This window comes from Kordiimonas aestuarii, from assembly GCF_025574465.1.
In the GTDB taxonomy this organism is placed as follows: Bacteria; Pseudomonadota; Alphaproteobacteria; order Sphingomonadales; family Kordiimonadaceae; genus Kordiimonas; species Kordiimonas aestuarii.
In genome coordinates, this window is the sequence record NZ_JAOBPP010000011.1 from 55,661 (window position 1) to 77,559 (window position 21,899).

The following is a 21,899-nucleotide window of genomic DNA, read 5'->3' on the forward strand; positions in this document are numbered from 1 at the left end:
AACTTCAGGTTTCTTCTGCTAGTCTTGTTCGCTCAGGGGTCAGGCAAAGAGGGGCAACCATCATGAAACAGAGCAACTTTTCAGGTATTTTACGCGCAGTCACACTCGCGGGCGTTATCGCGGCGCTTCCCTGCACAGGCGTAAGCGCCGATGACGCGCTCGAAGCACGGCTCAAGGCGCTGGAAGGCGAAGTGCGCGCGCTCAGGGTTCAGGTCGCAGACCTGAGCGCGGAACTGCGCACGCTGAAGGCCACCCCGTCGACTGCAATAATCACCGAGCAGTCAAACTGCGTGGAACGTATCAATGCACTCGACACCAAACGCGCCAAACTCAAGGACATGGGCCTCAGCGACAGGCACCCTGACGTCATCAACATGAGCGTTCGGCTGGACGAGCTGAAGGCAAGCTGCAAAGATAAATAGCCGGCCACATTCCCCGATACTTGCAATTCGTTCACTTTTTGTTCAAGGTGACTTCCTGCAACCTGTGGAAGACAGGCAACACACAACCCGGGGGATATCATGAAAGCATTTTGGGCGGGTCTACTTCTTGGCAGCGCGGCTGCCGGTTTATTTGTCTATGCGTCCATGCGCAGCACCGACCCGGTCGCCGACCTACGGGAAGCGATGCTGGATCTCCCGAACATGCCCTCTGGCGAGGCGATACTTCGGCAACAGTTAAGCATGGAGTTTTACAACACCAGTGTGGGCATGCCTGCCCTCACCCGCGTGCCCCCGTCCGAGGAGGTGACCGATGAAAACACGCTCGGCACCATTTATGCCGTAGAGCCCAAAGCAAAGCTCACGCTGGACATGTTCTCGGTAGCTTGTGTCTATTACGCAGCCAAGCCCAATGGTATCGCAGTCATGCACTTCGCCCTTGTCCTCAAGGATCCTGCGCAGTTCATCGCACAGGTTAAAGACATTGGCGTGGCTGCGGGTAACGACACGGCGCTTGTCCTGACCTCGGTTCCCGGACTTGAATTGAAGCAGTTTGACCGGCTCGACCCCACGCTCGACCCGGAAATCCCGCAAGACGTTATCGTGCTGCGACTGGCTCAAAACGACATCATCGGCATGGCCGATAGCTTGCGCACCATTAACGCCGACGGCGTTATTCCGCTCTGCAACGAGAGAACACGCGACGACGACAAGGCCTTTCTCGAGCTTCGGCACATCCTTGGCGGCAAACTCGCCACAACGGAAGAGCTTGAGCAAAACTGACCTAGGGCCGGTTGAAATGTGCGGGCGTCAGGCTGGGTGAGCATTTGTCTCCCTGATAGGCCCTGATCAGCCGCCAGAAATCGCTATCAAGGCCTACTGCCCGGTTGCGTAGTGTATCCAGCGTGATCAGCTTGGTTGCGAACTCACGCTCAAATTCCGCGGCAAATTCGTCGTTATAAGTGAAGACCCGGCGGATAAGCGTGTAGGCCGAGCCTGCTGCCTGCGCGATGTCCTCGGGCCTACGCCCTGTCACCGCCTTCAGAATATCGACCGCTGACCAGATCGCTTCCACCGCGACCTTCACGTTATAGTTTCGGCTGAAGGCCTGCATGGCCTGCCCAACGGCCCTGACTTCCCGGTCGAGTGCGGCCCACGCATCCCAGCGGTCACGGTTCGCGCCCGGGATATTATCCAACATCGTGCCACAATCGGTCTGGTAATAACCCTTCCGGCAGGGCGCGCAACCGGCGCAGCCATCCGGGCACGGCACAGAAAACCTGCCCTCCAGCCACAACTGTCGCTGTTTCACCTCGGCCACCAGCGCAGCAATCTCTTTTGCGCGCACGTCACCACTCACTAAGGTCTGGCGCATGCCATCCTCCTCTTGCAATTCGTTCACTTTTTGTTCAAGGTGGCTACTTGCAACCTTGGGAAGACAGGCAACACGCAAGACGGGGGTATCATGCGACAATTCATTATCGGCGGGCTATGCGGCATCGCAGCAACTCTGGCCGCTCCATTTACCTACCTCTGGCTCACCGATGGGCCAGAAAGCGCATCTGCGTTATGGCGCGCTTTTGGCGGCCGCATACCGGTGCCCCAAGAAAAGCAGGCTTATATGCAGTCGCCGTTTTATTATCATACCGGCTATGACCTCAAGGCGCCCTTCCTCACGGAATACAGCAAATCCTCTCACGTACGTTCGTTTGCTGTTTACCGTGAAGAGCCTGTCGCCCGGCTCACGAAAGCAGACTATGCCCGCATCTGCGTCAGCGACCTTGGCGACGAGAGTTTTGATGTCTCCGTCCGCCTGAATGCAGCGGCACGAGATACCCTGGCCAAAAGCTTCAACGCTTGGGATGACCGTTTCTCAACCGGCCTGAGCCCGGGGGACGGCACCTTCGCCAAACGGTATTATGTTGAGGCTGGCGGTAATCGCATGGTTTGGTTCTGGGTCAATGAAGAAGGTGCGCAAGCCTATGACGACCTTGCCTCCGACGCCTTTGATTTCACCCTCACTGTACCCTTTTCGCAGCTCTATAATTTCCAGTATTACTTACAGGATGACATGACCGACCGGCCGATTGACGCCTGCAACGCAGACCTGGACCTCAACACCCTGCCCATGTGGCAGGTAAGCGTGGATGAGTCCTGGACGCGTTAGCTGAGGCAACGATGCCGGGCATGGTCAGGCGGGCGTGACCTCGAAACGATATTTCCCTGCTCGCTCTGCCGTGCACCGAAACTCGATCCAGAAATACGACTTTAATATACCGACACCCATGTCTATCAACCCCGGCTTTCCCAGTGTGACCGTATCCGATAATTTGCGGTTCGATAGCTCACGGTACCGCGGGGTTGCGCCGTTCATACCAAACTCGCAATAGTCCACATGACAGGTAAATTTCTCAAGCGGTGAGGGTGGCCGAATGCTGATAACCGCCCTCCCTTGTCCGCTTAACCCACCGCGGTCGTGAAAAATTCGTACCCGCGTCATCTCGTGGGGACGCAAGACCACTTCACGCCAGTTCCAAGATTTTTGCCGTAATCGTTCGGTGCGGTTGTTCAGCGTTTTGACCAGTGCGTTTATCTGTACCGACTGTGTATCATTGGCCAACTCCTTGTGATAGCGCATGCCATCCTCCTCTTGCAACTCGTTCACTTTTTGTTCAAGGTGGCTGCTTGCAACCTTGGGAAGACAGGCAACACGCAAGACGGGGGTATCATGAAAGCATTTCTTGGCGGTCTTATCATTGGCGGCACGGCTGTTGGTGCTGCGGCCTATTTTGTCATGGAGGCGGAACAGAGCAGCCATGAGACCATTCGCACCGAGCTTGAAGCCAGGCTGGCGAGCGCGGAAGCCCCCGTCGTGACAACAATGATTCCAGAACCCAGCATTGCTGTCACAACCCTTGGTGACCGGCCCATACGCAATGTCACCAAGCAAGGCGACGACTATGTAGAGGACGGTGAATTCTCCCACGAAAAACCCACCTTCACAGTCCTGAGCGCCCGTCCCCTGCTGGAGATTGACCAGAACACGGTTGACCATGTGTGTATTTTCCGCGTGCGCAACGTGCCCACGGGTGAAGCACACACGGTCACCAGCTATTTTGATGCCGCCATCTATATGAAAGACGGCTACAAACCGGCCCAGCGCCATGAAGAAGCTGGCACCTTTACCAAAGAGGGCCCAACATACGGCTTTGTCATGCAAGGACGCGACCCGGGCATCATCTGGCAAAGCGGCTGGTTCACCGATCCGGCCAAGGCAGATGGGCAAAAGGGACCCTTCCCCGCCGCCCCGGCTGACATTTATGTCACCCTCACCGGGTCAGTCAGACATGGGCGCAAACTTCAAACGTTTGTTAAGCCTCGTACCAAGCCGGGAGGTCGGCGTGTGTGACGGCACGGATATGAGCACCGAGGGCCTGCCAACCGACTATATGAAATACGACCCCGGCCTGCACGGCAGCTATTGATAGCCGCGCAAGGCCGCCAAATCAGTCAATGGCAACCGAGATGCGCGCCGGGCCGATGTTCAACCTGTCGGCTTCGATTGAGGACACTTCAGAACCAGCTTATGCATCCGCCTGCAAATGAAGGAAAAAGACATGGAACCATGGCACAAACGTTTCAGCCCGTTCACGCGCGGCATGGCAAACGGCATTATCCTGACCATTCTCGTCTATGAGATTTTCATACGGTAGGACGACCTATGTCGCTTTAACGATAAAGCGCTGCCTGACGCGCGCCGCGCCATCCATCGAATGTGTGCGTTCGCCTTGCGAATGATACTTGAACGTGAAGGTTGTACGCTTGTCGAAAACAAGGCGTTCCATTGCGGTGCGCCAGTCAGCAAGGCTTAGGGGATTAAACTGGTCGGCAGGCGTGTCTTTTGTTACCATAGTCAACGCCTGACGCTCCTTCTGCCACAAAGTGACTTCGCGCTGTTCATAGCGTTTGCCAGTCCACGCCCAGTACCGGATTGCGCAGTCGAAATATGCCTCGCGGTGTGGCGGGATCACCTGAAAGGTTGTCCTGCCTTTAGGCAGACCGGGAAAAAGCCAGTTCTCCGGCTGGCCACCCGGTTGGGCGAGTACGCCACTGCTGCTTTCTCCCGGGAAAAGATCAACATTGACCGATGACCGACCTTTGCCCTCCAGCGCGGTTTGCCGCCGTTTCACGTCCGCCACCAGCGCTGCAATCTCATCGGCGCTTGGCTCACTACCAAAACCCTTGGCGATGATGGCGCGGGCGCGGGTGCGGGAGAAACCGTTTTCGCGCAGGAAATGCTCAAACGCGCGCGGGTCATCGGGGATGCCGCCATGCGCTGATTTCACGCTGGTGATGCGGGCGAGTTCATTGGCCGGGAATGTCACGAGGGATATCTCCATCAGGTCTGCTTTTAAAATGGTGCGGGTGCCGGTGGCACTGTCACGCGTGGCTTCACGGGTGACAAAACCGATCGACAGGCCATCAAGCGCCCCCATGCGCAGAAGCTCATACGCCTCCGCCCCGCGGCCAGACATGGAAAGCCTGCCGCGCACGTATAGCCCGCGCTCGTCTTCGCGCACTTCGTCAAACCGGCCAATGGGCGATTTCGTGTCATGCTGCCAGAGAAGCATCGGCAGCCGCGCCTTCAGGCTTTCCGCGAACGCACCACGGGCAACGGTGTCACCGTCACGGTCCACATTGCCGAAGATAGCGCCGTAGCCCTCGAACGTGCCCTCAACCCCGCCTGCCTTCAGCTCAAGCGGCATCGAGGCACGGGCGAGACCCGCATCTTTCACTATTGTCATGAAGCATTTTCCTTGGTTTAACCGTGGTGAAACCCACGGAGAGAATAGAGTGCCGCACGAGCAGGATTTGACGCCGACAGCAGACGCCGCCACCACAGCGAAATACCGCTTCTGGCTCGTGTTCCTGTGCCTCGTGCTGAGCGCGTTCCTCAGCACACTCGCCATCGGCGCGCTCTCCGCAGGCGACGGCATGGCGCAAGACCTCGGTATCGCGCGGGACGATTTCCTCACACGGTATGAGCTGCTGTCATTCGGCTTATGGGCACTCGCCGCCGGCGCGCTTTATCTCGGCTACAAGATCAGACCGGGCGGGGATTAATCCGCGCGGGTATAGCCTTTTACATACCCAATACCAAACAAACCATCCCCCACCACCAGGGTTAATTCGTCGCCCTGCTGAAGGGTTGCTCTGTCAGCCTTAGATATCCTTATTTCAACGAGACTATGAGCTTTTGGCCAACCGCGCACCTCAGCATACTCAAATTTTGTCCTCTTAAGCGTAAACTGCCCGAGCCGTTCCACTCGGACATCTGCTTCGTAAGTGTTCTCTGGGTCGAGCAGGATATTGGACCATGACAAAACAAATAGCGGGTATCCTGAAAGCGCTAATACGATGAATGCATCGCTCACAGCATCACGGAAGGATTGATACCGTCGTTCAGGCTTGATGAGTGCGTTAGGCTCCCAAATGTACAACGACCAGATCAAGGCTGTCAGCGCTAAAGACACGACGAACATTGGCCCCATCCCAGTAGTACCGCCAAGCATGCCAGCACCGGGCATGGCGGCATCCACAAGCAACGCCACACCGATGCAAATAACCGTGATGAATATTGCCAATGAACCGCCCCCTATTCTTGTAAGTAGATGGGCATTTTTTCGGGCTTCGTCAATCCTTCGCGGACTTCCCCATCCCCAGCATTCGCCGTTTCTCGGCGTCCGAGAGGAAGCCTGCGTTTGCGATGCGGTCAAACCTTGCGGTGCGTTTGGCCTCTAGGGCGGGCACGTCGTCGAGGTCGGGCTTGAGGGTCAGGCTGCGGTCACCGAACATGGGGGTTAGCCAGTTGGTGAGCTCGTTCGCGATCTCGATGAGCATCGGGATGACGGTGTCCTCCCACAGGCTTTGCCGGGCTTCGGAATAGTTTGAATATGTTTGCGCGTCGGGGATGCCGAGCATCTGCGGCGGCACGCCGAAGGCCATGGCGATCTCCCGCGCACTCATATTCTTCGCCGCAGTCCAGTCCATATCGCGGGGCGACATGCCCATCTCTTGCCACTTGAGGCCACCCTCGAGCAGCAGCGGGCGACCGGCGTTGCTGCCACCTGTGTACCGCCGCTCCACCTCCGCCTTCAAATGGCTGAACTGTTCGTCCGTCAGCGGAGCATCGCCTGCCTCGGAATACAGCACGCCGGATGGTGCGCCGCCGTTCTGGATAAGGGCGAGGTTCCAGCGGCTGCCTTCATTGAAGGCATCGACGGAAAGTGCAGCGGCCTCAAGGGGTGCCATGCCGTACCAGTCAGAGAGCGGGTTGAAGGTTTTCCAATGCAATACCGAGCGAGCGCCATAGCGCTGGGTCTTGCCCGCCACTTTCTGCTCAAAGCCTGACGGCAGGCCGTCCTGCCCTTCAAGCACATTCACCGTATCGGGCCGCATGAGCCACAGTTCCTTCGGCGCGCGGCCATCCGGCCCCACGGCGAGGGCATAGGCGTTGCCGGCGATCAGGTGATAGCCGACGAGGTTATAAATGAAATTCTCCCCCCGCACGCGTGGGTTGGGCCGCGCGAGCAAGGAGAGGATCGGGTGGTCCGACAGCATGTCGTCACCCCGGTAAAGCCGCATTGGCACACTGGCGCAGGCGCGGGCGACAAGCCCCACCGCGCGGTAGGCAATGACATTCTGGCGGTACCCTTCGTCCGACAGCCGGTCATACCGGTGCGGGGTGGCAACCGCCTGCCCCGGCCCCACGCGGGAGAATACCGGGCGGTTCATAGATTTCGCCGTCACCGGTGCCGGGCGGGTAGGTTTGAATTTATCCCAAAAGGCCATGGTCATAGGGTCCTTATCCGTGGTGGTGTGGCGCGCATGAGCATCAGGTTCGTCAGCGCCCAGACAAGCGCATCCATACGGTCGGGGCTTGCCGCCCCCTCGCCCGTATAGGTCGCCATCTGGTCTTCAAGCGCGGGGTAAGCGCCCGCGTGGTGCACAAGGCCGCGTTCATAAAGTGCGGCCACCGGTTCCGCGCGGGCGTGTTTGCCGCGTGACGCGTGCACCGCCGTGACCGCCACGCTTTCATCCACCTGGGCAATAAGCCCCGGCACCAGCGCGCCGCCCTGGTTCACTTCCACCACGATGCGGTCGGCCTGAAGCCGGTGATAAAGCGTGACGGCCCGCCGGGCCCAGCCAAGGGGGGAAAGCCCCCTCGCGCTTTCGTCCGCGACCACATAGGCGTGGCCGCTGTGATCTGAGGCGAGGCCTGCGGCCACAATGCCGCATTCATCAGCGCCTGCGCCCGCGCTCACCGGCGGGTCAACGCCGATGACGATGCGGCCAAGCTCAGGGGCGGTGCGCACGCGGGTTTCCTCAATGAGCGTGCGGGACCACAAGGCCCCCGGCACGTCTTCCAGAATTTCAGCCAGCAGTTCCTGCCGCCCGAGGCGGGTGCCGTCATAGCGGCTGATCACCTCATCCGCGAAGGCGGGGGCGAGGTTGGCCATATTGTCGTAGGTCGAGCCGCGCGTGACATGGGTGCCGTCCGCCATCATGATGGCCTTGAGGAGGGCTTGCGGCTTTGGCGTGGTGGTAATCACCACACGCGGGTCCGCGCCCAGCCGCAGGCCAAATTGCAGGTTGTCCCACGTGGCTTCGCCTTCGCGCCAGGCGCACAGCTCATCACACCATGCGGCGTCATGCTGGGGTCCCCTGAGCCGCTCCGGCTCCTCGGCGCTATAAAGGTAAGCGCAGGCACCATTGGGCCAGCTCAGTCGTTTTTTACTCGGTTCATAATGCGGGCGGTTCCAGGGCGGTGAGATGGCAAGAAGGCCGCTTTCGCCCTCCACCATCACTGCCCGCGCGTCATGGAGCGTGGGGCCAATGAGCGCGGCACGCCCCGCGCGCCCGGCCTCAACCTCGCCCCTCAGCCACTCAGCGCCCGTGCGGGTTTTACCAAAGCCGCGCCCGGCGAGGATAAGCCAGCGCCGCCAGTCAGTGGTTGGTGCCAGCTGGTTTGCCCGCGCCCAGAAGGCCCAGTCATAGAGGAGCACCGCTACCTCACGGTCCGTGAGGCCTTCAATGAACTCAGCCCGAGTGTGGGGGCCGAGTGAGCGCACAAAGTTTGCTGAATAGTGCATCCCGTGCGCCTTTCAATTTGTCGTCTTCCACGGCTCCGCCCTCCGCCTTGCCGCCATATTTAGCTGGCTGACGCGACTTGAGGAGGAACATGAGAAGGCTGTCTGATTTCTCGGTCACCTCACCCACAAGAGTGCCGCCCCGGTACACGGGCTTTTTCACCCCCATCAGCGCACGGCGGATGGCTTCGGCCTCCACCGGGTCGTCCGGCTGGTTTTCCGCCGCCGACCAGAGGGTTGCGAAATGGGCGTCTGCCTTGCGCCAGTCATAGACCGTGCGGCGCGCCACCGACGCCAGGCGTGCCGCCTCCTGCACAGACACGCCGGAAAACAGCGCACACAGGAAAGTATCCTTGCGGGCGGCGCGGGCGGCCTCCGGGCTTATGGTGGCTTCATCCGTCATGCAGGTTTCCCATACAAAAAACGCCGCAAGCCAGCTGGCCGCAGCGTGTGAATGTCTCAGCTTCAAGGAACAGGAAGGCTTCACCAGCGCCCCTATAAGAGCCACCACAGGGCCTCGCGCCCAATTCCCCATCGAACAGATATAACTATGCCAAAACCCGGGTTTGGGTGCAAGAGAAATTTACGTTTTTTGTAATTTTATTCATACCCGGCGTAAAAACCTTAGTTCTCCGCCGTCTTGTCCAGCTCACCGCGGGCCTTCAGGGCGGCATGGAAGTCATCCACGGCGCGGTCATCAAGCCATTCCTCATAAAAACGGCGGTGCGCAAGCTTGAGGGCGGGCGCGACCCGGTTAACCTCGGCGATCACCCCGGCGCCAAACTCGCTTTTGCTGCAACCGACATTGTTCAACAGCATATCCGGCTCGCCCGCGATGGGCAGCGTGGTGAAGGCATCGGCGCGCCCCAGCATCTGGAAACGGTAGGTAGCTTCAAACGCAAAGGCAAAGCCGTAATTGATGCGGCCATGCAGCATGAGGGCGGCAAAACGCGGGTTCGGCAGCTCCACCTTGCCGTCAGCTTTTGTCTGTTTGTCGATATAGGCGTTGATGCGCGGGCTGTAGACGCGGTTGACCTCAACCCCGTACATCAGGCCATTTGCCGCGAACAGTTTCTCAAGGTCCACTTCCCCCGCCGCGTTGAGATACCGCAGGAAACGTGGCGCCGTCTTTTTCAGCATCAGCAGCCGATTGGGCAGGATTTCGATCACCGGTTCGGAAAAATAGGCGTAAGCCTCGCGCTCGGCCGTTTTGAAAAGCCCCAGATGGCAAGCGTTTTCACGCGCCTTCAACTCGCCGTGCATGCGGCTGAGCGAGGAATAGACCTTCAGGTGATTATAGCCGGGCAACTGGGCGTGCAGATAGGCCAGCGCCTTGTCGGCAAAACCCTGGCCCGCCTGCGGACCGTCGGTGATATGAAGGGGCGGGAAGCTTTGGTAATACCAGCGAATGATCGGCTTCTCGTGGTCTCCCTGCGCAAAAGCCGGGCACGAGACAACAATCAAACCGATGAGGCCAGCAATAAAACGTAGCAAGAGCATTCCATACCCCAAATCGGCCGGGAACGATTAAACAAAACAGCGCCGGCACTGGTTCAGGGTGTAGCGAGACAACTGCACGACCCCGCCGATCTGGCCCAGACCGGCCTGATCAGCAATATCATGATATGACGCACAATCAAGCGCGGCAACATCCGTCTAAACGAAAGTTTGAATAAACACTGCTTCTGCCGGGAAGCGCCGACTTTGTCACGCACCGCGTGCGGGCAGCCATGGGGGCCAGATGAACCCCGGAAAAAAGAAAAGCCCGCCCCAGGTTTTAATGTCCTGGAGACGGGCCTATTCGGTCACTATGGCTTTGGCCATGGTGCAATAGGGCATGGAGCGAAGCAAGTCTTTTTTTATTAATTTTGGCGATGTTTCGCTAAGTCGGTGCAATAGCTGACCTTACGGAAACGACACCCTTCGCCGCGCGGGCACAACTGCTGGCACGCCGTGCCCAAGGTCGATATATTCCGCCCGCTCAATGTGCATTGAACCGGAGCCGTCGCGCGCGTTGTCCCCCGGCAACATCCGGGAACTTTCGGCGTGGTTCAGCACCATGAAACCGGCCCCGAGGACATAGCGCACACCGCCATCTTCATCCGCAAGCGGCACGCCAAGCGTATGCACGTCATAGGTCGTGCTTTGGCTGGTTTTGATTTGCCGCAGCAATCGTCCGGCGCAGGGCTGCGCGCGGTACCCTTCAATGAAATCCTCATAAAAATCCCAGTCGGCGCGGTCGAGCTTGTCAAAATAGTTGCTGCCGGTGAGGCGAAAACTTTCGTTTTCCTCCATTGCGCTCCCAACCAGACGGATATGAAGGTCGTATTTGCCGCGCACCTCAGACAGGAAAAGATGCGGCATGAGGTCAGCCGCTCTTGCGGGCTTGAAACTTCGTTTAAGCGGCACGCCGCCCTGCTCACGCGGCAGCGCCTTCCACAGATCAAGGAAGGTCCGAAACAGCCGCTCCCCTTTTTGCATATGCCCAGAACTCCGCCCGGCCCCCGCCGCACCGCAAAACAGTAGCAGACTTTTTTACCTCTCGCGAAGGCCTATTAACCCTTCGTACGTAAAACCTGTGTAGAATGCCTGAAAACCAAGGGAAATTTATCCTTTTCAGGAAAGTACCATTTCGGTATAGTCCCGCGGTAGGGGCAACTGGGAGCGAAGTAATGAAGAAGAACTGTGCAAACGCGCAGCCCCGGCATGGCGCAATTTGCCTTCTGGGGACGTTTGCTTTTTTTGGCATCATTGGTGCCGCATTTTACTGGAGTATCACCGTCGCCATGTAGGGTGGCGAGGCTGATATCTTCGGGCTAGAGATCACCAGAGGGCCCCACGGGGCCCGATACCGACCAAAACAAAGCCTGACTGAACAAAGACTGACTGAACAAAGACTGACTGAACAAAGACTGACTGAACAAAGACTGACTGAACAAAGACTGACTGAACAAAGACCAAGCGGAAGACGAGAGGGCTGTTCCCATCAAGCCAAACCGGACCGCTGACAAAAAAGACCGCAGGTTTTCGCCGCGCGGTCTTTTTTGCATTCGGGCCTTGCCGCAGACGCCATGCCGCATCACGCGGTACAACGCTTTTAATCCGCCGTCCGGCTGCCCATATAGGGTAAGGTATATATATTCATACTGAATACATGCCTGATCCTGCAACCATGGCCGATAACGCTTTACGCGCGCGCGGCCAGAGCCGCATGATGAAGGCCAACAAGAAGCAGGCAAAGGCCTGCCCTCCTCCCCGCGCCACGACTGACATGACGGATGACAAACCATGCTTGATGCTGCACGCCCCGATTTTGAGACCAAAAGCCGCCTGACCGAGTTGATCGCAAAACACGCCCACACGCCGGGCAAGGTACAGGGTGCCATTGACGGGGTGGAGTTTTACCGCGCCGAGGAACCAACCGAATGCCGGCCCGTGGTTTACCGCCCCTGCATCATCATCGTGGCGCAGGGCAGCAAATGCGGGCTTCTGGGCGACCAGCAATATGAATATAACGCCTATAACTATCTGGTGCTTTCGGTGCCGCTGCCTCTGGTGGCGCAGGTGAAGGAAGCCAGCCGCGAAACCCCTTTCCTGTCCATGTGCATATCGGTTGACCCGGTCATGCTGGGTGACCTGCTGATCGACCTGGACGAAGACGCCGAAGGGTTGGACGACGAAGGGTACGGCGCGTCAAGCGTGGCGATGGAACAGGCCATTCACGCCGCACCGTTGACCGATCACATCGCGGGTGCGGCCGTGCGGCTGATTGAAGCCATGGACCACGAGACCGAGCGCAAGGTGCTGGCGCGCCAGATCGTGCGTGAGATTATCTACCGCGTGCTGGTGGGCGAACGCGGGGCCTGCCTGCGTGCCGCCGCGCGCCGGGGTGGCAAGTTTCACCAGTTGGCGGAGGTGCTGCGCACCCTGCACACAGAGTATAACCACGCCTTTTCCGTGCATGACATGGCCTCCATCGCGGGGATGAGCGCCACGGCCTTCCATGCCAACTTCAAGGCCATCACCTCAATGACACCCTTGCAGTATTTGAAGAACATCCGCCTGCATCAGGCGCGCAACATGATGATCCGTGATGGGTTGAACGCCTCCACCGCCGCGTTCCGCGTGGGGTATGCAAGCCCGTTCCAGTTCAGCCGGGAATACAAGCGCCTGTTTGGCGCGCCACCCAGCCGCGAGATCCGCGATGTGATGCCCGAACACGCGTTTTAGCCCGCGGGGTTGGTCATACCCCCCGCCCCTGGCGTGGGTTTTGGCTATTGCGTGGGTTTTGGCGTGGCCGCTGGTTTGATCTTCGGCATCGGCGGCACGCTTTCCGGCACCCCCGCACCTGTATCCAGATAGAAAAAGTCAGTGATTTTCGAGACATCCATGACCGGCGGGTCATAGCTTGTGAGCCTGAGATCAGCCCGGATCGAGGTCAGCCCGATAAGATAGCGTACGTGGCCCTCACGGTCTTTGAACGGCAGGCATTTGCTTCTCAGGTCCTGCTTTTCCCCGGTGGTCAGCGACAGCTCGCGCCGGAAAAAACCGCCACAGGGCGTATCCACCATCGCGGTAAAGGCATCGCGAAAGAAAGCCCGTTCATCCGGGTGGCACATATCAAGATAGTTGCCGCCGGTGGGGGCCCGGCGCAGAACCTGCTCAATCGCGGTACCGGCAAGCCGCACATAAATATCCTCGGCCGAGCGACGCTCAAGGATGAAGATAAACGGCAACAGGTCCTTTAATTCGGCCGGATTGAAAGCCAGCCGTGAGGGAACGCCGCCCGCATCCGCGGCAAGGCGTCGCCAATATGCGTGAAAGACCTCAAACTGGTCGGCTCTCGGCAGGGCATGATCAACCATGGGTTAACTTTCAGCCGGAGAGTGTTAATAACTGGTGAAAATTTCATAGGATTTTAGCTTAGTTATGCATTTTTTCCCGTGGCCCCATGGCATGATGATCACAGTCTGAAACATACGCCAGCACCATTACCTTCTGGCGTTCGCATGCGGCGACACGGTGCGGGAAACGCCCGCCCGCAGCCGCCAGCGCGGGCATCACGAACACTGCGCCGAACCATTGCCGACAGCCTGCTGCGCACCCCACACTGACCCGAGACGGTTTTTACTTGCCGTGCCCCCCTCCGGCATCTAGCGTACTTCGGTGGGGTGCACTCCCTGCCTGCTGGCATCATAGGCCCATGATGGGGGGACCATATGGCGAATGAAAGCAAAGGCACAGCCGCCTGCCCGACATGCGGGCAAAAGGTACGCTTTCCAATGGACCGGGGGCACATAAAATTTGCCTGCCCGGGATGCAGCGCCGAACTTGAATGGTCGCCCGAGCAAAAAGACATCCCCATTGACGTTGACGTTATGCCAGTTGACACCCCGCCCCCACCAACACCTACATCGGCACTGGCATCATCACAGGCATCATCACCGGGACCGGCATCTGACCCGGCACCTGACCCGGCCCCAGGCACGCGAAACCCGCCCCGGCTTGCAGGCGTTCTCTATCTGGCAGGCAGCCTCAGTGCTGCCTATGCGTCATACTGGCTTGATAAAAACGCAAATGAAAACATGGTCATGATCCTTGGCTTCATGGCCGCATTGGCATTGACCTATTACCTGTTTTTCCGTGCCATCAGGGTGGCAACGCGCTGGGGTGTCGGCGGCTCCATCGCTTTTCTCATCCTGCTGCAGGTTACCCTGCCTTTTGCCATGCCCTACCTGAAGGATATAGACATCGCTGGTTTACGCGGCACTGCCGGCGAGATCACAGACAAAATCACCGGTCCTGACCTTGCCGGCAGCCACTTTGAGGGCGCGAGCCCTGAGAAAACAACCCCGTCCGAGATGGACGACCTGATGGAGGGCTGGTGACATGCGTATGCTTATAATGCTTCTATTTGCCGTCCTTCTCGCTTTGCCTGCCCAGGCGCAAGTGCCCAAGCGCGCCTCCAAGGATTATGCCATCACCCACAGGATGCGAAACGTGGAAGATACCCGCATCCAGCCCTACGCAGGCCTTGAACTCAGCGGCAGCTTCAAGGTGTGGTACCTCTTGGGCGAACCGGTGGTGAACTGCACCGCCCGCTGGACCAACCCCGGCGTGTTGCAGGTGATACTGGACGATGGCACCCGCATCCTCTCCGAACCCGGTGAGGAGGAGATGTGGAACCTGATGCTGATGGCGCAGTTTCCAAACCCCGACAAGCAAGCCCGGCGGCTGACGAACGGCGGCGGCGCGCACCTGAGCGTGTTTTGCGATGCTGGTGTGGTGGCCCAGAATGGCAAGAATGGCTTCAACGTGGCAGGCAGCCCCAACTGGGACAAGTTCATCTGCGCGACACCCAAGAAGGTCGATACCCGCGATATGTTCGACATCGACCGCGAACAGAAAGACCAGTGTGCGTCCGTGGGCGGTGACTGGCTTTCCCCGGCCGACGCCAAGAAGGCCGCCATCGCAGGCCTCAGCATTGACGAGGTTATGGTGCTGAGCGTGGAACTGAGCGCAGGCGAGACCCTGCGCCGGGCCGAGAAGATGTTGTGGCGGCAAAAGTCTTTCGCTTTCAAGCAAAGCCGTGCGAGCGCGATGCTCTCCCGTCTCAGCCAGAAAAACCAACCAGCAGCCATTGGTTTTGCACAACGGCAGTATGACCTTAACAGCAAAGCCAGCAAGCCCAGCCAGCAGGACCTGAAAAACTACGATGCCTTCATCAGCCAGCTTCAAACCGCGCTGGGGGAAACTGGCCCGACACGCGAATGGCGCGACAAGCAGCAGGCGCTTGTGGGTGCCCAGCTTGAGCGCGTGGCAGATATTGACCGCGCCCTGAAGGCCCGCGAGGCCGAACTGGTCGCCTACCGCAACATCCTCACGGAGATGGCGAAAAACGCGCCCGAAGGCCCCACAAACCCGCTTGAGGAATATATCGTGGAAGAGCACACGCTCACGACCTTCACCAAACCCTACAGCGGTGATCACGGCCTCAAGAACAAATCGGGCCATGTGGTGGTTGAGCCCAAGCAAGGGCGATACAAGCCGCTGGTGGGCAAAAGTGGCACCAAATATGATTTTTACATCGGGGACATGGACAATTTCAGCAAAACTTACTGGGTCATAGATAAACATGGCAGAAAGCTGGGGCTGGACCTCTATCGCGGGTACCCGCGCTTTCACGAAGATCTGGGCCTGATTTCCTTTGCAATAGGAGACAGGCACTCACGCCGCGCTTACCTCAGCGTTTATTCGCTTGCGGAAAAACGCGTGCTGTTCCACAGCGAGCAAACGCCGATCAGCGATACCTACCGCAACAAACAGCAAGTTCGTACCCGCGGCGAAAGGGGCGAAGCCAACACCTGGACCCGCGATTATAACATGGACATATCCCGCACCATGATAGAAGGCAGGTTTGTCATCTATGGTTTCACGAACGGCCTGTACCCCTACAGGTTTGAAAACGAATGCACCGCAAAAACCGAAAAGGGCGAGGAACAAGGCGTGATGCCCGCCTTCATGTTTGACCTGGAAGCAAACCGCTTGCTGCGTCCGAGTGAACATCTGTGTGTGCCCAACCCGAGCACGGATTGGCATAATTAACCTCATAGCAACATGCCGGGTATTTTTTGCTTAAGCCTGTAGCCGCTACAAGGTTTAGCATGACACCATGACTCAGGATAAAACGACCATACCCCGCCTGAATAGCAGCGCGAATGCCCGCAGGATGTCGTTAACCGCATTGGCAGGCGGCGGACTGCTTGGCGGCTTTGCCGCGTTTGTTGGCGCCTCCTGCTGTGTGTTGCCGCTGATACTGTTCAACCTTGGTGTCAGCAGCGCGCTGATCGCCCGGCTTGGCGTATTCGCCCGCTTTCAGGACGCCTTCCTGCTTGGTGGCCTGCTTTTTGTTCTGGCCGGCGCACTGATGGCCTTTTGGGGTGGGCGTCGGCCGCGCCGGCGAACACTGGCCATGCTCGCCACAGCGGTCCTTTTCATGAGTGCCGCCTATATCATCCCGTCTTACGAGTTTGATCTGATGCTGCTGTTTGGCCTGCGGGGAGAAGGCTGATGAGCCTGAAACAGCAGATGGACCCGAAACGACAGTCCACCATTACCTGCCCGCAATGCGGCCACAAGGAAACGGAAACCATGCCAACGGATGCCTGCCAGTATTTTTATGACTGCAAAGGCTGCGGCGCCCTGCTCAAGCCCACGCAGGGCGACTGCTGCGTATTCTGCTCCTACGGCACGGTGCCATGCCCACCTGTTCAGCAGGGTTGTGACTGCGGGCCTGCGCTCTGATCACCGGGGGGGGCCGGACAGCACGCGGCAAAAGATTCCGCGTTTCCGCTGATAAACCCCTCAAAAGGCGGCAAAAATTGCCGAACTAGGCAAAAAATTCGATATCAGGTTGAGACTATATCAAACACACCATTGTGGTGTAACCCGCATCACGCCGCCATTTCGGTAAAATTTTAACTAAGTGTAAAAACTGGCCCGCTTCATGCATCTTAGTCGGGTGGTGCAAAACGCACCGTGCCTGAACAGAAGGTCAGGCTTTGGGGAATTAACCGGAGCATCAGAACGATGTTTTCAGTGAATACAAATGCAGGGGCCTTTGCCGCCCTCCAGAACCTGAATGCGACAGGCCGTTCGCTTGAGACGACACAGTCTCGCGTTAACACGGGCCTCAAGGTTGCATCCGCGCGGGACGACGCGGCCACCTATTCCATTGCACAAAACATGCGCGGTGATGTTGCGGGCTTCCGCGCCGTCGGCAATTCGCTTTCACGCGCACAATCCGAACTTGACGTCGCCATCGCGGGCGCCGAAGCCATCTCAGACCTGCTGATCCAGATGAAGGAAAAGGCCGTCGCCGCGAAGGACGATGGCATTGATGACGCCAGCAAGGACGCGCTGAACGCGGACTATCAGCAACTGATGGAGCAGATCACCTCCATCTCGGAGAACGCAACCTTCAACGGCAAGAACCTGCTGACCGGCGACACGCTTTCCGCCATCACCGACAGCACGGGCACATCGGGCGGCACCATCACCTCAAGCGGCAATACGCTTACGACCAGTTCACTTGGGCTTGCAGACACATCCATCGGCGCAGGTGGCGGCAGCTATACGTTTAACTCCGTCGGCTCCAGCATCACCGGCTTCTCGTTCAAGGCCTATATTCAGGGCAATAACTTCCCTGAGGCCTACTCAACCATCTTTAACGAGATTTTTGAAGCGGAAGGCTGGATTTCGTCCGGTCAGGATGTAGTGACGGACCTCATTGATGCGGGCGTCGACCCGGCTTCGGTCGATAGCACGCTACTGCAATGGTTCAACTCGGGTGACACCGGCTGGACCATACAGAACTCCATCAATATCGGCACCATTGCGGAGACCGGCGAGTATGCCATCCAGGGCGGCGACGTTCTGGCTGCGGGCCCCGGCGGCGGGGACCCTGATGCGGCCGTTGACGCCGTGGAAGCTGCCATCAGCACGGTCAATGATGTGCTGTCGAACCTGGGTTCCACGTCCAATCGGCTCGCAATCCAGCAGCAGTTTGCGGGCAGGCTCAGTGATAGCCTTGATGTGGGCATCGGTAACCTGGTCGACGCTGACATGGCCCGCGAAAGCGCGAACCTGCAGGCGTTCCAGACCAAACAACAGCTGGGGCTTCAGGCCCTTGGTATCGCCAACCAGTCGCCGCAAAGCGTGCTGTCGCTATTCCGTTAACCTATGAGGATCTGAACACAGAATTTTGGGGGACGAGTAAACAATCAGGAGAGTTTATTTCGGTAAGGGACCAGCGCAAAAGTGCGATCCTTATCTCTCCGAAAAGGGGCGCTGCACAACTGTGGCGCCCCTTCTTGATTTGCGCGGGCAGGACTGGTTCGCAAGGGACTGGTTCGCAAGGGACTGGCTGAGGAGCGCGACCGGGCACCTTGGCCACGCCAGCGCACTGTGGGGGGAACCCACGGCACACACGGTCGAGGGTCTGCTGTAGCCCACGCGCGGAACCGGTGCTTTTCCAGACTGCAACTGTCTAACCGCTTGTCATGAAACACAGGGTGTAGCACAATGCGCGCCAAGTCAGGGCAACGCGAATTCATTCGCCTTCAACGGCACTTTCTTGGGGAACATTTCTTGGGTACACCATACCAGCAACAGGGGCGCCACCAGTTCTGGCGAACTGCGGCTCGCGGTTGGCCGGACCGACCAGACCTGAAGAAACTTTATCGCAGAAAATTCAAGATCGCCCTCAAGGGCGGTGAACTGGTGGCCACAGCAGGCAGTTGTTTCGCGCAGCATATCAGGCGCGAGTTGATCGCACGTGACTGCGCCTTCCTCGATGTGGAACCGCCCATGCCCTTTATCGATGAGGCGACCCAGCACAAATTTGGCTTCAACCTTTTTTCCGCCCGCTACGGCAATATCTATACCACCGCGCAATTGCGCCAACTGGCCGAACGTGCCTTCGCCGTGCGTCAGTTTACGGACACGGTTTGGGAAGACGGCGGGCGCTTTTACGATGTCTTCCGTCCCACCATAGAGCCCGACGGCTTCAGGAGTCTGGCGGAACTCGAAGACAACCGCGAAAGCCACCTCTGGTCGGTCAGGAACCTTCTCTCAAGGACACAGGTTTTTATCTTTACCCTCGGGCTGACGGAAGCATGGCGCGCCCGTGCAGATGGTCTCGTGTATCCGCTGTGCCCCGGCACCACTGCTGGCAAGTTCGACCCGGAGAGGCACGAATTTGTCAATTATACCTGCGCTGACGTGGTGCGCGACTTTGAGGCCTTCATGGAGATCGTGCAACGCAAAAACCCGGATATCCGGTTTGTGCTTACCGTCTCGCCTGTGCCGCTGGTAGCAACCGCAACGGACGACCATGTGGTGGCCGCCACAAGCCATTCCAAAGCGATCCTGAGGACCGCCGCTGGCGAACTTTATAACCGTCATGCAAATGTCGATTATTTTCCGTCCTACGAAATATTCACCACACCACTGGCCGCGGCCCGGTTTTATGCCGATGACAAACGCAATCCCACCCCGGAGGGAGTATCCCTCGCGATGGAGATGTTCTTCGCGGAACATGGCGAAGTGACCGATGGCACAAGCCCCCTCGCTCCAATGAGCGACCAGGACAAGGCCGCAGCAGATTTCATGGCGGAGGCCGCGAAGACAGAGGCCATCTGCGATGAAATACTGCTTGGTAACGAACAGCGTGGGACATAACACCAGCGCAAAAACAGACACAAAGACGAGCGACCGGAGAATGCGACAGAAAATCCTGTTTCTTGGCGACAGTCACACTGCCGTAGTTATGCACGGCATGCGCAAGCTGCATCCCGAATTCCAGATCCTGGGCAACGGCCTGCCGTTTGGAACCCAGTATCCGATCACCTTTCATAGCGCTGAAAAGCCGCTGGTTTTCACACGTGATGTAGTCAACCAGCAGCTTCAGGCTTATCTTGCGCCGGTCGGCATTGAGGTGAACGACCTGCTGGATATTGAATTCCCGGTGGTTTATTGCTTGTCAGGCGTGACACAGACATCGCCCCGCAAACTTTGGGTACGTCACCGGCCCTACCGGGACGAAACCTACCCCTACCTCCAGCACATCTCCCAAGCCTATCTCGAGGAGGCGTTGGGCGCCTATTACCAGCATCTCTTCCATTTCTTCGAGTTACTGACCAGCGCTGGCCGGACGCCAGTGGTCGTTATCGCACCCGCCCCGCACTTAAATGTCAACAAATCAGGCCTCCTGCACCGATTGGTGCGCGAGTATGCAGTACTCAGGCTTGAGGAAAGGGGCGCAAAAGTGGTGGACATCAACGCAGCAACCACCAACGAGTACGACATACTCCTTGAAGAGTTCCAGGCGGACGCACCTGAAGATTGCGTGCACGCCAACGTGCGATGGGGCGAACTTGCGGCAAGGGAGATATGTACTCTCCTTGCGCTTTAGGCCCGTACCCTGCTCTGTTGCCTTAGCCCTGCCATTGGCCCTGCCACGCCCCTAAAACACGCGTCATAGCGCAGCCTTCGCACTTGAGGCCCCGCGCCGGATAGGTCAGAATATTGACATATAAAATGCGCCGGTGGTTCACGCCACCGGGCGCCAGACCCACAAGGAATTTCCGCAGTGAGTACACTATATAACAATCAGGATATAACAATCAGGGGCTGCACCAGTTCTGGCCAACCGTTGCGACCGGCTGGCCCGACCACCCGAATGTAAACAAGCTTTACCAGAAGAAGGTCGAGATCGACCACAAGGGCGGCGCGCGCATCGCCACCGCGGGAAGCTGTTCGACCTTGGCCATTTTGTTCGACCTTGGCCCCCTTGTTCGACCTTGGCAAAGACCGGACGCCACGCTATGCAAAGAGCGGATAAAACAACGGCTACCCGTAGACGAGAGAAGCGAGCGGTGACAACCAAAGGCGAAAAAAAGCGGGTCGCCCTGTTATCATGGCCTGGCGGGAGAAAGCGCCCTCACCACTCGACATAGCCGCAGAAGTGTTTCTGGTCCGATTTTTTGGCGCGGTAGACAAGCTGTGCGGCGCGGCCGCCTTCCTTGGGGCGCAGCATTTGCTGGACCATGAAAATCAGCCGCTTGCCAACGCTGCCGGTGACGCTGTCAAGCTTGATGGTATATTCGCTGATCGGCTTGGCGGGCGATTTGGGCGTGAAAGTGCCGAACCATGACTGATCCTCCTTGTTATAGGTCATTTTCACGCTTTCAGTGGTGTTGTCGATCGTACAGTTTGTGGCCTCCTCAAGCGAGTGCAGATAAGCCTTGTAATTGGCCATGGTTGGCTCGGCACAGAAGGTGATGGCTGGTGCGGCCTGCATCCGGATGACCTGTTCTTCAAGACCGCTGAGCTTGCCCTGCACCGACAGCACCTTGATGTGGCGGTCGATATCCTTCACCTCGGGCGTGACACACATCGGATGTTCCTGCCATTCTTCGGCGGTACGACTTTTGAACATGCGCAAAAGCATGTCGTTCACCCGGCTGTCACTTTTTCGCGCTGTCACCCTCGACACAAAAAAAGCACAGACCATGTCAAAGCCGCTGCCCGTATAGGAGCAAGATGCAGACAGCGACGCCGGATATTCGCTGCGCTGCAATGACAGCTCATGGAGGACCGGCGGCGGTGCGCGTTTCGCCGCGGGCGCTTGTGCGGCGGCGGCGGTGGTCATCACACATGCCGCCAGAAAAACAATCAAGAATCGCATAAATCATCCTACCCCTTATGACACCATGCCGGAACCATAGCGCACATTCTTTTGCGATGT

Annotated in this window: 26 protein-coding genes; 14 read left to right on the forward strand and 12 right to left on the reverse strand. The window is 58.2% G+C overall.

What is annotated here, in order from left to right:
• Window positions 1-62 precede the first annotated feature (62 nt).
• Window positions 63-422, forward strand: coding sequence for a hypothetical protein (locus OEU85_RS02185; protein WP_262689796.1), 360 nt, complete (start codon window positions 63-65; stop codon window positions 420-422).
• Window positions 423-521: 99 nt separating this feature from the next.
• Window positions 522-1,223 (forward strand): hypothetical protein, encoded by a 702-nt coding sequence (locus OEU85_RS02190; RefSeq protein WP_262689797.1) that lies wholly within the window; start codon window positions 522-524, stop codon window positions 1,221-1,223.
• A gap of 1 nt (window position 1,224) precedes the next feature.
• On the opposite strand, the gene OEU85_RS02195 is transcribed toward OEU85_RS02190, so the two are convergent.
• Complete coding sequence (locus OEU85_RS02195; protein ID WP_262689798.1) at window positions 1,225-1,815, reverse strand: hypothetical protein; 591 nt, start codon at window positions 1,813-1,815, stop codon at window positions 1,225-1,227.
• A 90-nt stretch (window positions 1,816-1,905) separates the two neighbouring features.
• On the opposite strand from OEU85_RS02195, the gene OEU85_RS02200 reads away from it, so the two are divergent.
• A complete protein-coding gene (locus OEU85_RS02200; RefSeq protein ID WP_262689799.1) occupies window positions 1,906-2,607 on the forward strand; it encodes a hypothetical protein in 702 nt (233 codons plus the stop codon).
• A 24-nt stretch (window positions 2,608-2,631) separates the two neighbouring features.
• Here OEU85_RS02200 and OEU85_RS02205 read toward each other — a convergent pair whose 3' ends face one another.
• Entirely contained in the window at window positions 2,632-3,078 is a 447-nt protein-coding gene (locus tag OEU85_RS02205; RefSeq protein WP_262689800.1) for a hypothetical protein, read from the reverse strand.
• A gap of 90 nt (window positions 3,079-3,168) precedes the next feature.
• On the opposite strand from OEU85_RS02205, the gene OEU85_RS02210 reads away from it, so the two are divergent.
• A complete protein-coding gene (locus tag OEU85_RS02210; protein WP_262689801.1) occupies window positions 3,169-3,849 on the forward strand; it encodes a hypothetical protein in 681 nt (226 codons plus the stop codon).
• Between the two features lie 310 nt (window positions 3,850-4,159).
• Here OEU85_RS02210 and OEU85_RS02215 read toward each other — a convergent pair whose 3' ends face one another.
• Window positions 4,160-5,245 carry an HK97 family phage prohead protease gene (locus OEU85_RS02215; protein ID WP_262689802.1) on the reverse strand — a complete coding sequence of 362 codons (1,086 nt, stop codon included), beginning with the start codon at window positions 5,243-5,245 and terminating at the stop codon, window positions 4,160-4,162.
• 49 nt (window positions 5,246-5,294) lie between these two features.
• Between OEU85_RS02215 and OEU85_RS02220 the strand changes: the two genes are divergently transcribed.
• Window positions 5,295-5,564, forward strand: coding sequence for a hypothetical protein (locus OEU85_RS02220; RefSeq protein ID WP_262689803.1), 270 nt, complete (start codon window positions 5,295-5,297; stop codon window positions 5,562-5,564).
• Here OEU85_RS02220 and OEU85_RS02225 read toward each other — a convergent pair.
• The 6 genes from OEU85_RS02225 to OEU85_RS02250 form a co-directional block, all read right to left on the reverse strand.
• On the reverse strand, window positions 5,561-6,085 hold the full coding sequence (locus OEU85_RS02225; protein WP_262689804.1) for a hypothetical protein: 525 nt from the start codon (window positions 6,083-6,085) through the stop codon (window positions 5,561-5,563). The two genes, OEU85_RS02220 and OEU85_RS02225, sit on opposite strands and share 4 nt — an antisense overlap.
• Window positions 6,086-6,134: 49 nt before the next feature.
• Entirely contained in the window at window positions 6,135-7,292 is a 1,158-nt protein-coding gene (locus OEU85_RS02230; RefSeq protein WP_262689805.1) for a phage portal protein, read from the reverse strand.
• 2 nt (window positions 7,293-7,294) lie between these two features.
• The gene (locus tag OEU85_RS02235; protein WP_262689806.1) at window positions 7,295-8,593 is read right to left on the reverse strand and encodes a DNA-packaging protein; all 1,299 of its coding nucleotides are present in this window, start codon (window positions 8,591-8,593) and stop codon (window positions 7,295-7,297) included.
• Window positions 8,541-8,993, reverse strand: a complete 453-nt coding sequence (locus OEU85_RS02240; protein WP_262689807.1) for a hypothetical protein — start codon at window positions 8,991-8,993, stop codon at window positions 8,541-8,543. Before OEU85_RS02240 ends, OEU85_RS02235 begins: the two co-directional genes overlap by 53 nt.
• A 221-nt stretch (window positions 8,994-9,214) precedes the next feature.
• The gene (locus OEU85_RS02245) at window positions 9,215-10,090 is read right to left on the reverse strand and encodes a TIGR02285 family protein (RefSeq protein ID WP_262689808.1); all 876 of its coding nucleotides are present in this window, start codon (window positions 10,088-10,090) and stop codon (window positions 9,215-9,217) included.
• Window positions 10,091-10,495: 405 nt separating this feature from the next.
• Window positions 10,496-11,071, reverse strand: coding sequence for a PAS domain-containing protein (locus OEU85_RS02250; protein WP_262689809.1), 576 nt, complete (start codon window positions 11,069-11,071; stop codon window positions 10,496-10,498).
• An 807-nt stretch (window positions 11,072-11,878) separates the two neighbouring features.
• Between OEU85_RS02250 and OEU85_RS02255 the strand changes: the two genes are divergently transcribed.
• Complete coding sequence (locus OEU85_RS02255; protein ID WP_262689810.1) at window positions 11,879-12,820, forward strand: AraC family transcriptional regulator; 942 nt, start codon at window positions 11,879-11,881, stop codon at window positions 12,818-12,820.
• A gap of 44 nt (window positions 12,821-12,864) precedes the next feature.
• Here the strand turns inward: OEU85_RS02255 and OEU85_RS02260 are convergent, their stop codons facing one another.
• On the reverse strand, window positions 12,865-13,455 hold the full coding sequence (locus tag OEU85_RS02260) for a PAS domain-containing protein (RefSeq protein WP_262689811.1): 591 nt from the start codon (window positions 13,453-13,455) through the stop codon (window positions 12,865-12,867).
• A 58-nt stretch (window positions 13,456-13,513) separates the two neighbouring features.
• Complete coding sequence (locus tag OEU85_RS02265; protein ID WP_262689812.1) at window positions 13,514-13,660, reverse strand: hypothetical protein; 147 nt, start codon at window positions 13,658-13,660, stop codon at window positions 13,514-13,516.
• 149 nt (window positions 13,661-13,809) lie between these two features.
• Here OEU85_RS02265 and OEU85_RS02270 point away from each other — a divergent pair, with 149 nt between their 5' ends.
• The 8 genes from OEU85_RS02270 (at window position 13,810) to OEU85_RS02305 (ending at window position 20,564) form a co-directional block, all read left to right on the forward strand.
• Complete coding sequence (locus tag OEU85_RS02270; RefSeq protein ID WP_262689813.1) at window positions 13,810-14,478, forward strand: hypothetical protein; 669 nt, start codon at window positions 13,810-13,812, stop codon at window positions 14,476-14,478.
• Between the two features lies 1 nt (window position 14,479).
• Entirely contained in the window at window positions 14,480-16,195 is a 1,716-nt protein-coding gene (locus OEU85_RS02275; protein WP_262689814.1) for a hypothetical protein, read from the forward strand.
• Between the two features lie 67 nt (window positions 16,196-16,262).
• Entirely contained in the window at window positions 16,263-16,661 is a 399-nt protein-coding gene (locus OEU85_RS02280) for a hypothetical protein (RefSeq protein ID WP_262689815.1), read from the forward strand.
• Window positions 16,661-16,894, forward strand: coding sequence for a GDCCVxC domain-containing (seleno)protein (locus tag OEU85_RS02285; protein WP_262689816.1), 234 nt, complete (start codon window positions 16,661-16,663; stop codon window positions 16,892-16,894). Before OEU85_RS02280 ends, OEU85_RS02285 begins: the two co-directional genes overlap by 1 nt.
• Window positions 16,895-17,179: 285 nt before the next feature.
• Window positions 17,180-18,328 carry a flagellin gene (locus OEU85_RS02290; RefSeq protein WP_262689817.1) on the forward strand — a complete coding sequence of 383 codons (1,149 nt, stop codon included), beginning with the start codon at window positions 17,180-17,182 and terminating at the stop codon, window positions 18,326-18,328.
• Window positions 18,329-18,449: 121 nt separating this feature from the next.
• A complete protein-coding gene (locus OEU85_RS02295; protein ID WP_262689818.1) occupies window positions 18,450-18,599 on the forward strand; it encodes a hypothetical protein in 150 nt (49 codons plus the stop codon).
• A gap of 74 nt (window positions 18,600-18,673) precedes the next feature.
• Complete coding sequence (locus tag OEU85_RS02300) at window positions 18,674-19,831, forward strand: GSCFA domain-containing protein (protein WP_262689819.1); 1,158 nt, start codon at window positions 18,674-18,676, stop codon at window positions 19,829-19,831.
• 40 nt (window positions 19,832-19,871) lie between these two features.
• The gene (locus OEU85_RS02305) at window positions 19,872-20,564 is read left to right on the forward strand and encodes a hypothetical protein (RefSeq protein WP_262689820.1); all 693 of its coding nucleotides are present in this window, start codon (window positions 19,872-19,874) and stop codon (window positions 20,562-20,564) included.
• Between the two features lie 528 nt (window positions 20,565-21,092).
• On the opposite strand, the gene OEU85_RS02310 is transcribed toward OEU85_RS02305, so the two are convergent.
• Window positions 21,093-21,839 carry a hypothetical protein gene (locus tag OEU85_RS02310; protein WP_262689821.1) on the reverse strand — a complete coding sequence of 249 codons (747 nt, stop codon included), beginning with the start codon at window positions 21,837-21,839 and terminating at the stop codon, window positions 21,093-21,095.
• Window positions 21,840-21,899 lie beyond the last annotated feature (60 nt).

What these genes read in the sequence shown, in the direction of transcription:
- OEU85_RS02185 (WP_262689796.1), top strand. Translation starts at nt 63, where the DNA reads ATGAAACAGAGCAACTTTTCAGGTATTTTACGCGCAGTCACACTCGCG.
- OEU85_RS02190 (WP_262689797.1), top strand. Translation starts at nt 522, where the DNA reads ATGAAAGCATTTTGGGCGGGTCTACTTCTTGGCAGCGCGGCTGCCGGT.
- OEU85_RS02195 (WP_262689798.1), bottom strand. Translation starts at nt 1,815, where the DNA reads ATGCGCCAGACCTTAGTGAGTGGTGACGTGCGCGCAAAAGAGATTGCT.
- OEU85_RS02200 (WP_262689799.1), top strand. Translation starts at nt 1,906, where the DNA reads ATGCGACAATTCATTATCGGCGGGCTATGCGGCATCGCAGCAACTCTG.
- OEU85_RS02205 (WP_262689800.1), bottom strand. Translation starts at nt 3,078, where the DNA reads ATGCGCTATCACAAGGAGTTGGCCAATGATACACAGTCGGTACAGATA.
- OEU85_RS02210 (WP_262689801.1), top strand. Translation starts at nt 3,169, where the DNA reads ATGAAAGCATTTCTTGGCGGTCTTATCATTGGCGGCACGGCTGTTGGT.
- OEU85_RS02215 (WP_262689802.1), bottom strand. Translation starts at nt 5,245, where the DNA reads ATGACAATAGTGAAAGATGCGGGTCTCGCCCGTGCCTCGATGCCGCTT.
- OEU85_RS02230 (WP_262689805.1), bottom strand. Translation starts at nt 7,292, where the DNA reads ATGGCCTTTTGGGATAAATTCAAACCTACCCGCCCGGCACCGGTGACG.
- OEU85_RS02235 (WP_262689806.1), bottom strand. Translation starts at nt 8,593, where the DNA reads ATGCACTATTCAGCAAACTTTGTGCGCTCACTCGGCCCCCACACTCGG.
- OEU85_RS02240 (WP_262689807.1), bottom strand. Translation starts at nt 8,993, where the DNA reads ATGACGGATGAAGCCACCATAAGCCCGGAGGCCGCCCGCGCCGCCCGC.
- OEU85_RS02245 (WP_262689808.1), bottom strand. Translation starts at nt 10,090, where the DNA reads ATGCTCTTGCTACGTTTTATTGCTGGCCTCATCGGTTTGATTGTTGTC.
- OEU85_RS02250 (WP_262689809.1), bottom strand. Translation starts at nt 11,071, where the DNA reads ATGCAAAAAGGGGAGCGGCTGTTTCGGACCTTCCTTGATCTGTGGAAG.
- OEU85_RS02255 (WP_262689810.1), top strand. Translation starts at nt 11,879, where the DNA reads ATGCTTGATGCTGCACGCCCCGATTTTGAGACCAAAAGCCGCCTGACC.
- OEU85_RS02260 (WP_262689811.1), bottom strand. Translation starts at nt 13,455, where the DNA reads ATGGTTGATCATGCCCTGCCGAGAGCCGACCAGTTTGAGGTCTTTCAC.
- OEU85_RS02270 (WP_262689813.1), top strand. Translation starts at nt 13,810, where the DNA reads ATGGCGAATGAAAGCAAAGGCACAGCCGCCTGCCCGACATGCGGGCAA.
- OEU85_RS02275 (WP_262689814.1), top strand. Translation starts at nt 14,480, where the DNA reads ATGCGTATGCTTATAATGCTTCTATTTGCCGTCCTTCTCGCTTTGCCT.
- OEU85_RS02280 (WP_262689815.1), top strand. Translation starts at nt 16,263, where the DNA reads ATGACTCAGGATAAAACGACCATACCCCGCCTGAATAGCAGCGCGAAT.
- OEU85_RS02285 (WP_262689816.1), top strand. Translation starts at nt 16,661, where the DNA reads ATGAGCCTGAAACAGCAGATGGACCCGAAACGACAGTCCACCATTACC.
- OEU85_RS02290 (WP_262689817.1), top strand. Translation starts at nt 17,180, where the DNA reads ATGTTTTCAGTGAATACAAATGCAGGGGCCTTTGCCGCCCTCCAGAAC.
- OEU85_RS02300 (WP_262689819.1), top strand. Translation starts at nt 18,674, where the DNA reads ATGCGCGCCAAGTCAGGGCAACGCGAATTCATTCGCCTTCAACGGCAC.
- OEU85_RS02305 (WP_262689820.1), top strand. Translation starts at nt 19,872, where the DNA reads ATGCGACAGAAAATCCTGTTTCTTGGCGACAGTCACACTGCCGTAGTT.
- OEU85_RS02310 (WP_262689821.1), bottom strand. Translation starts at nt 21,839, where the DNA reads ATGCGATTCTTGATTGTTTTTCTGGCGGCATGTGTGATGACCACCGCC.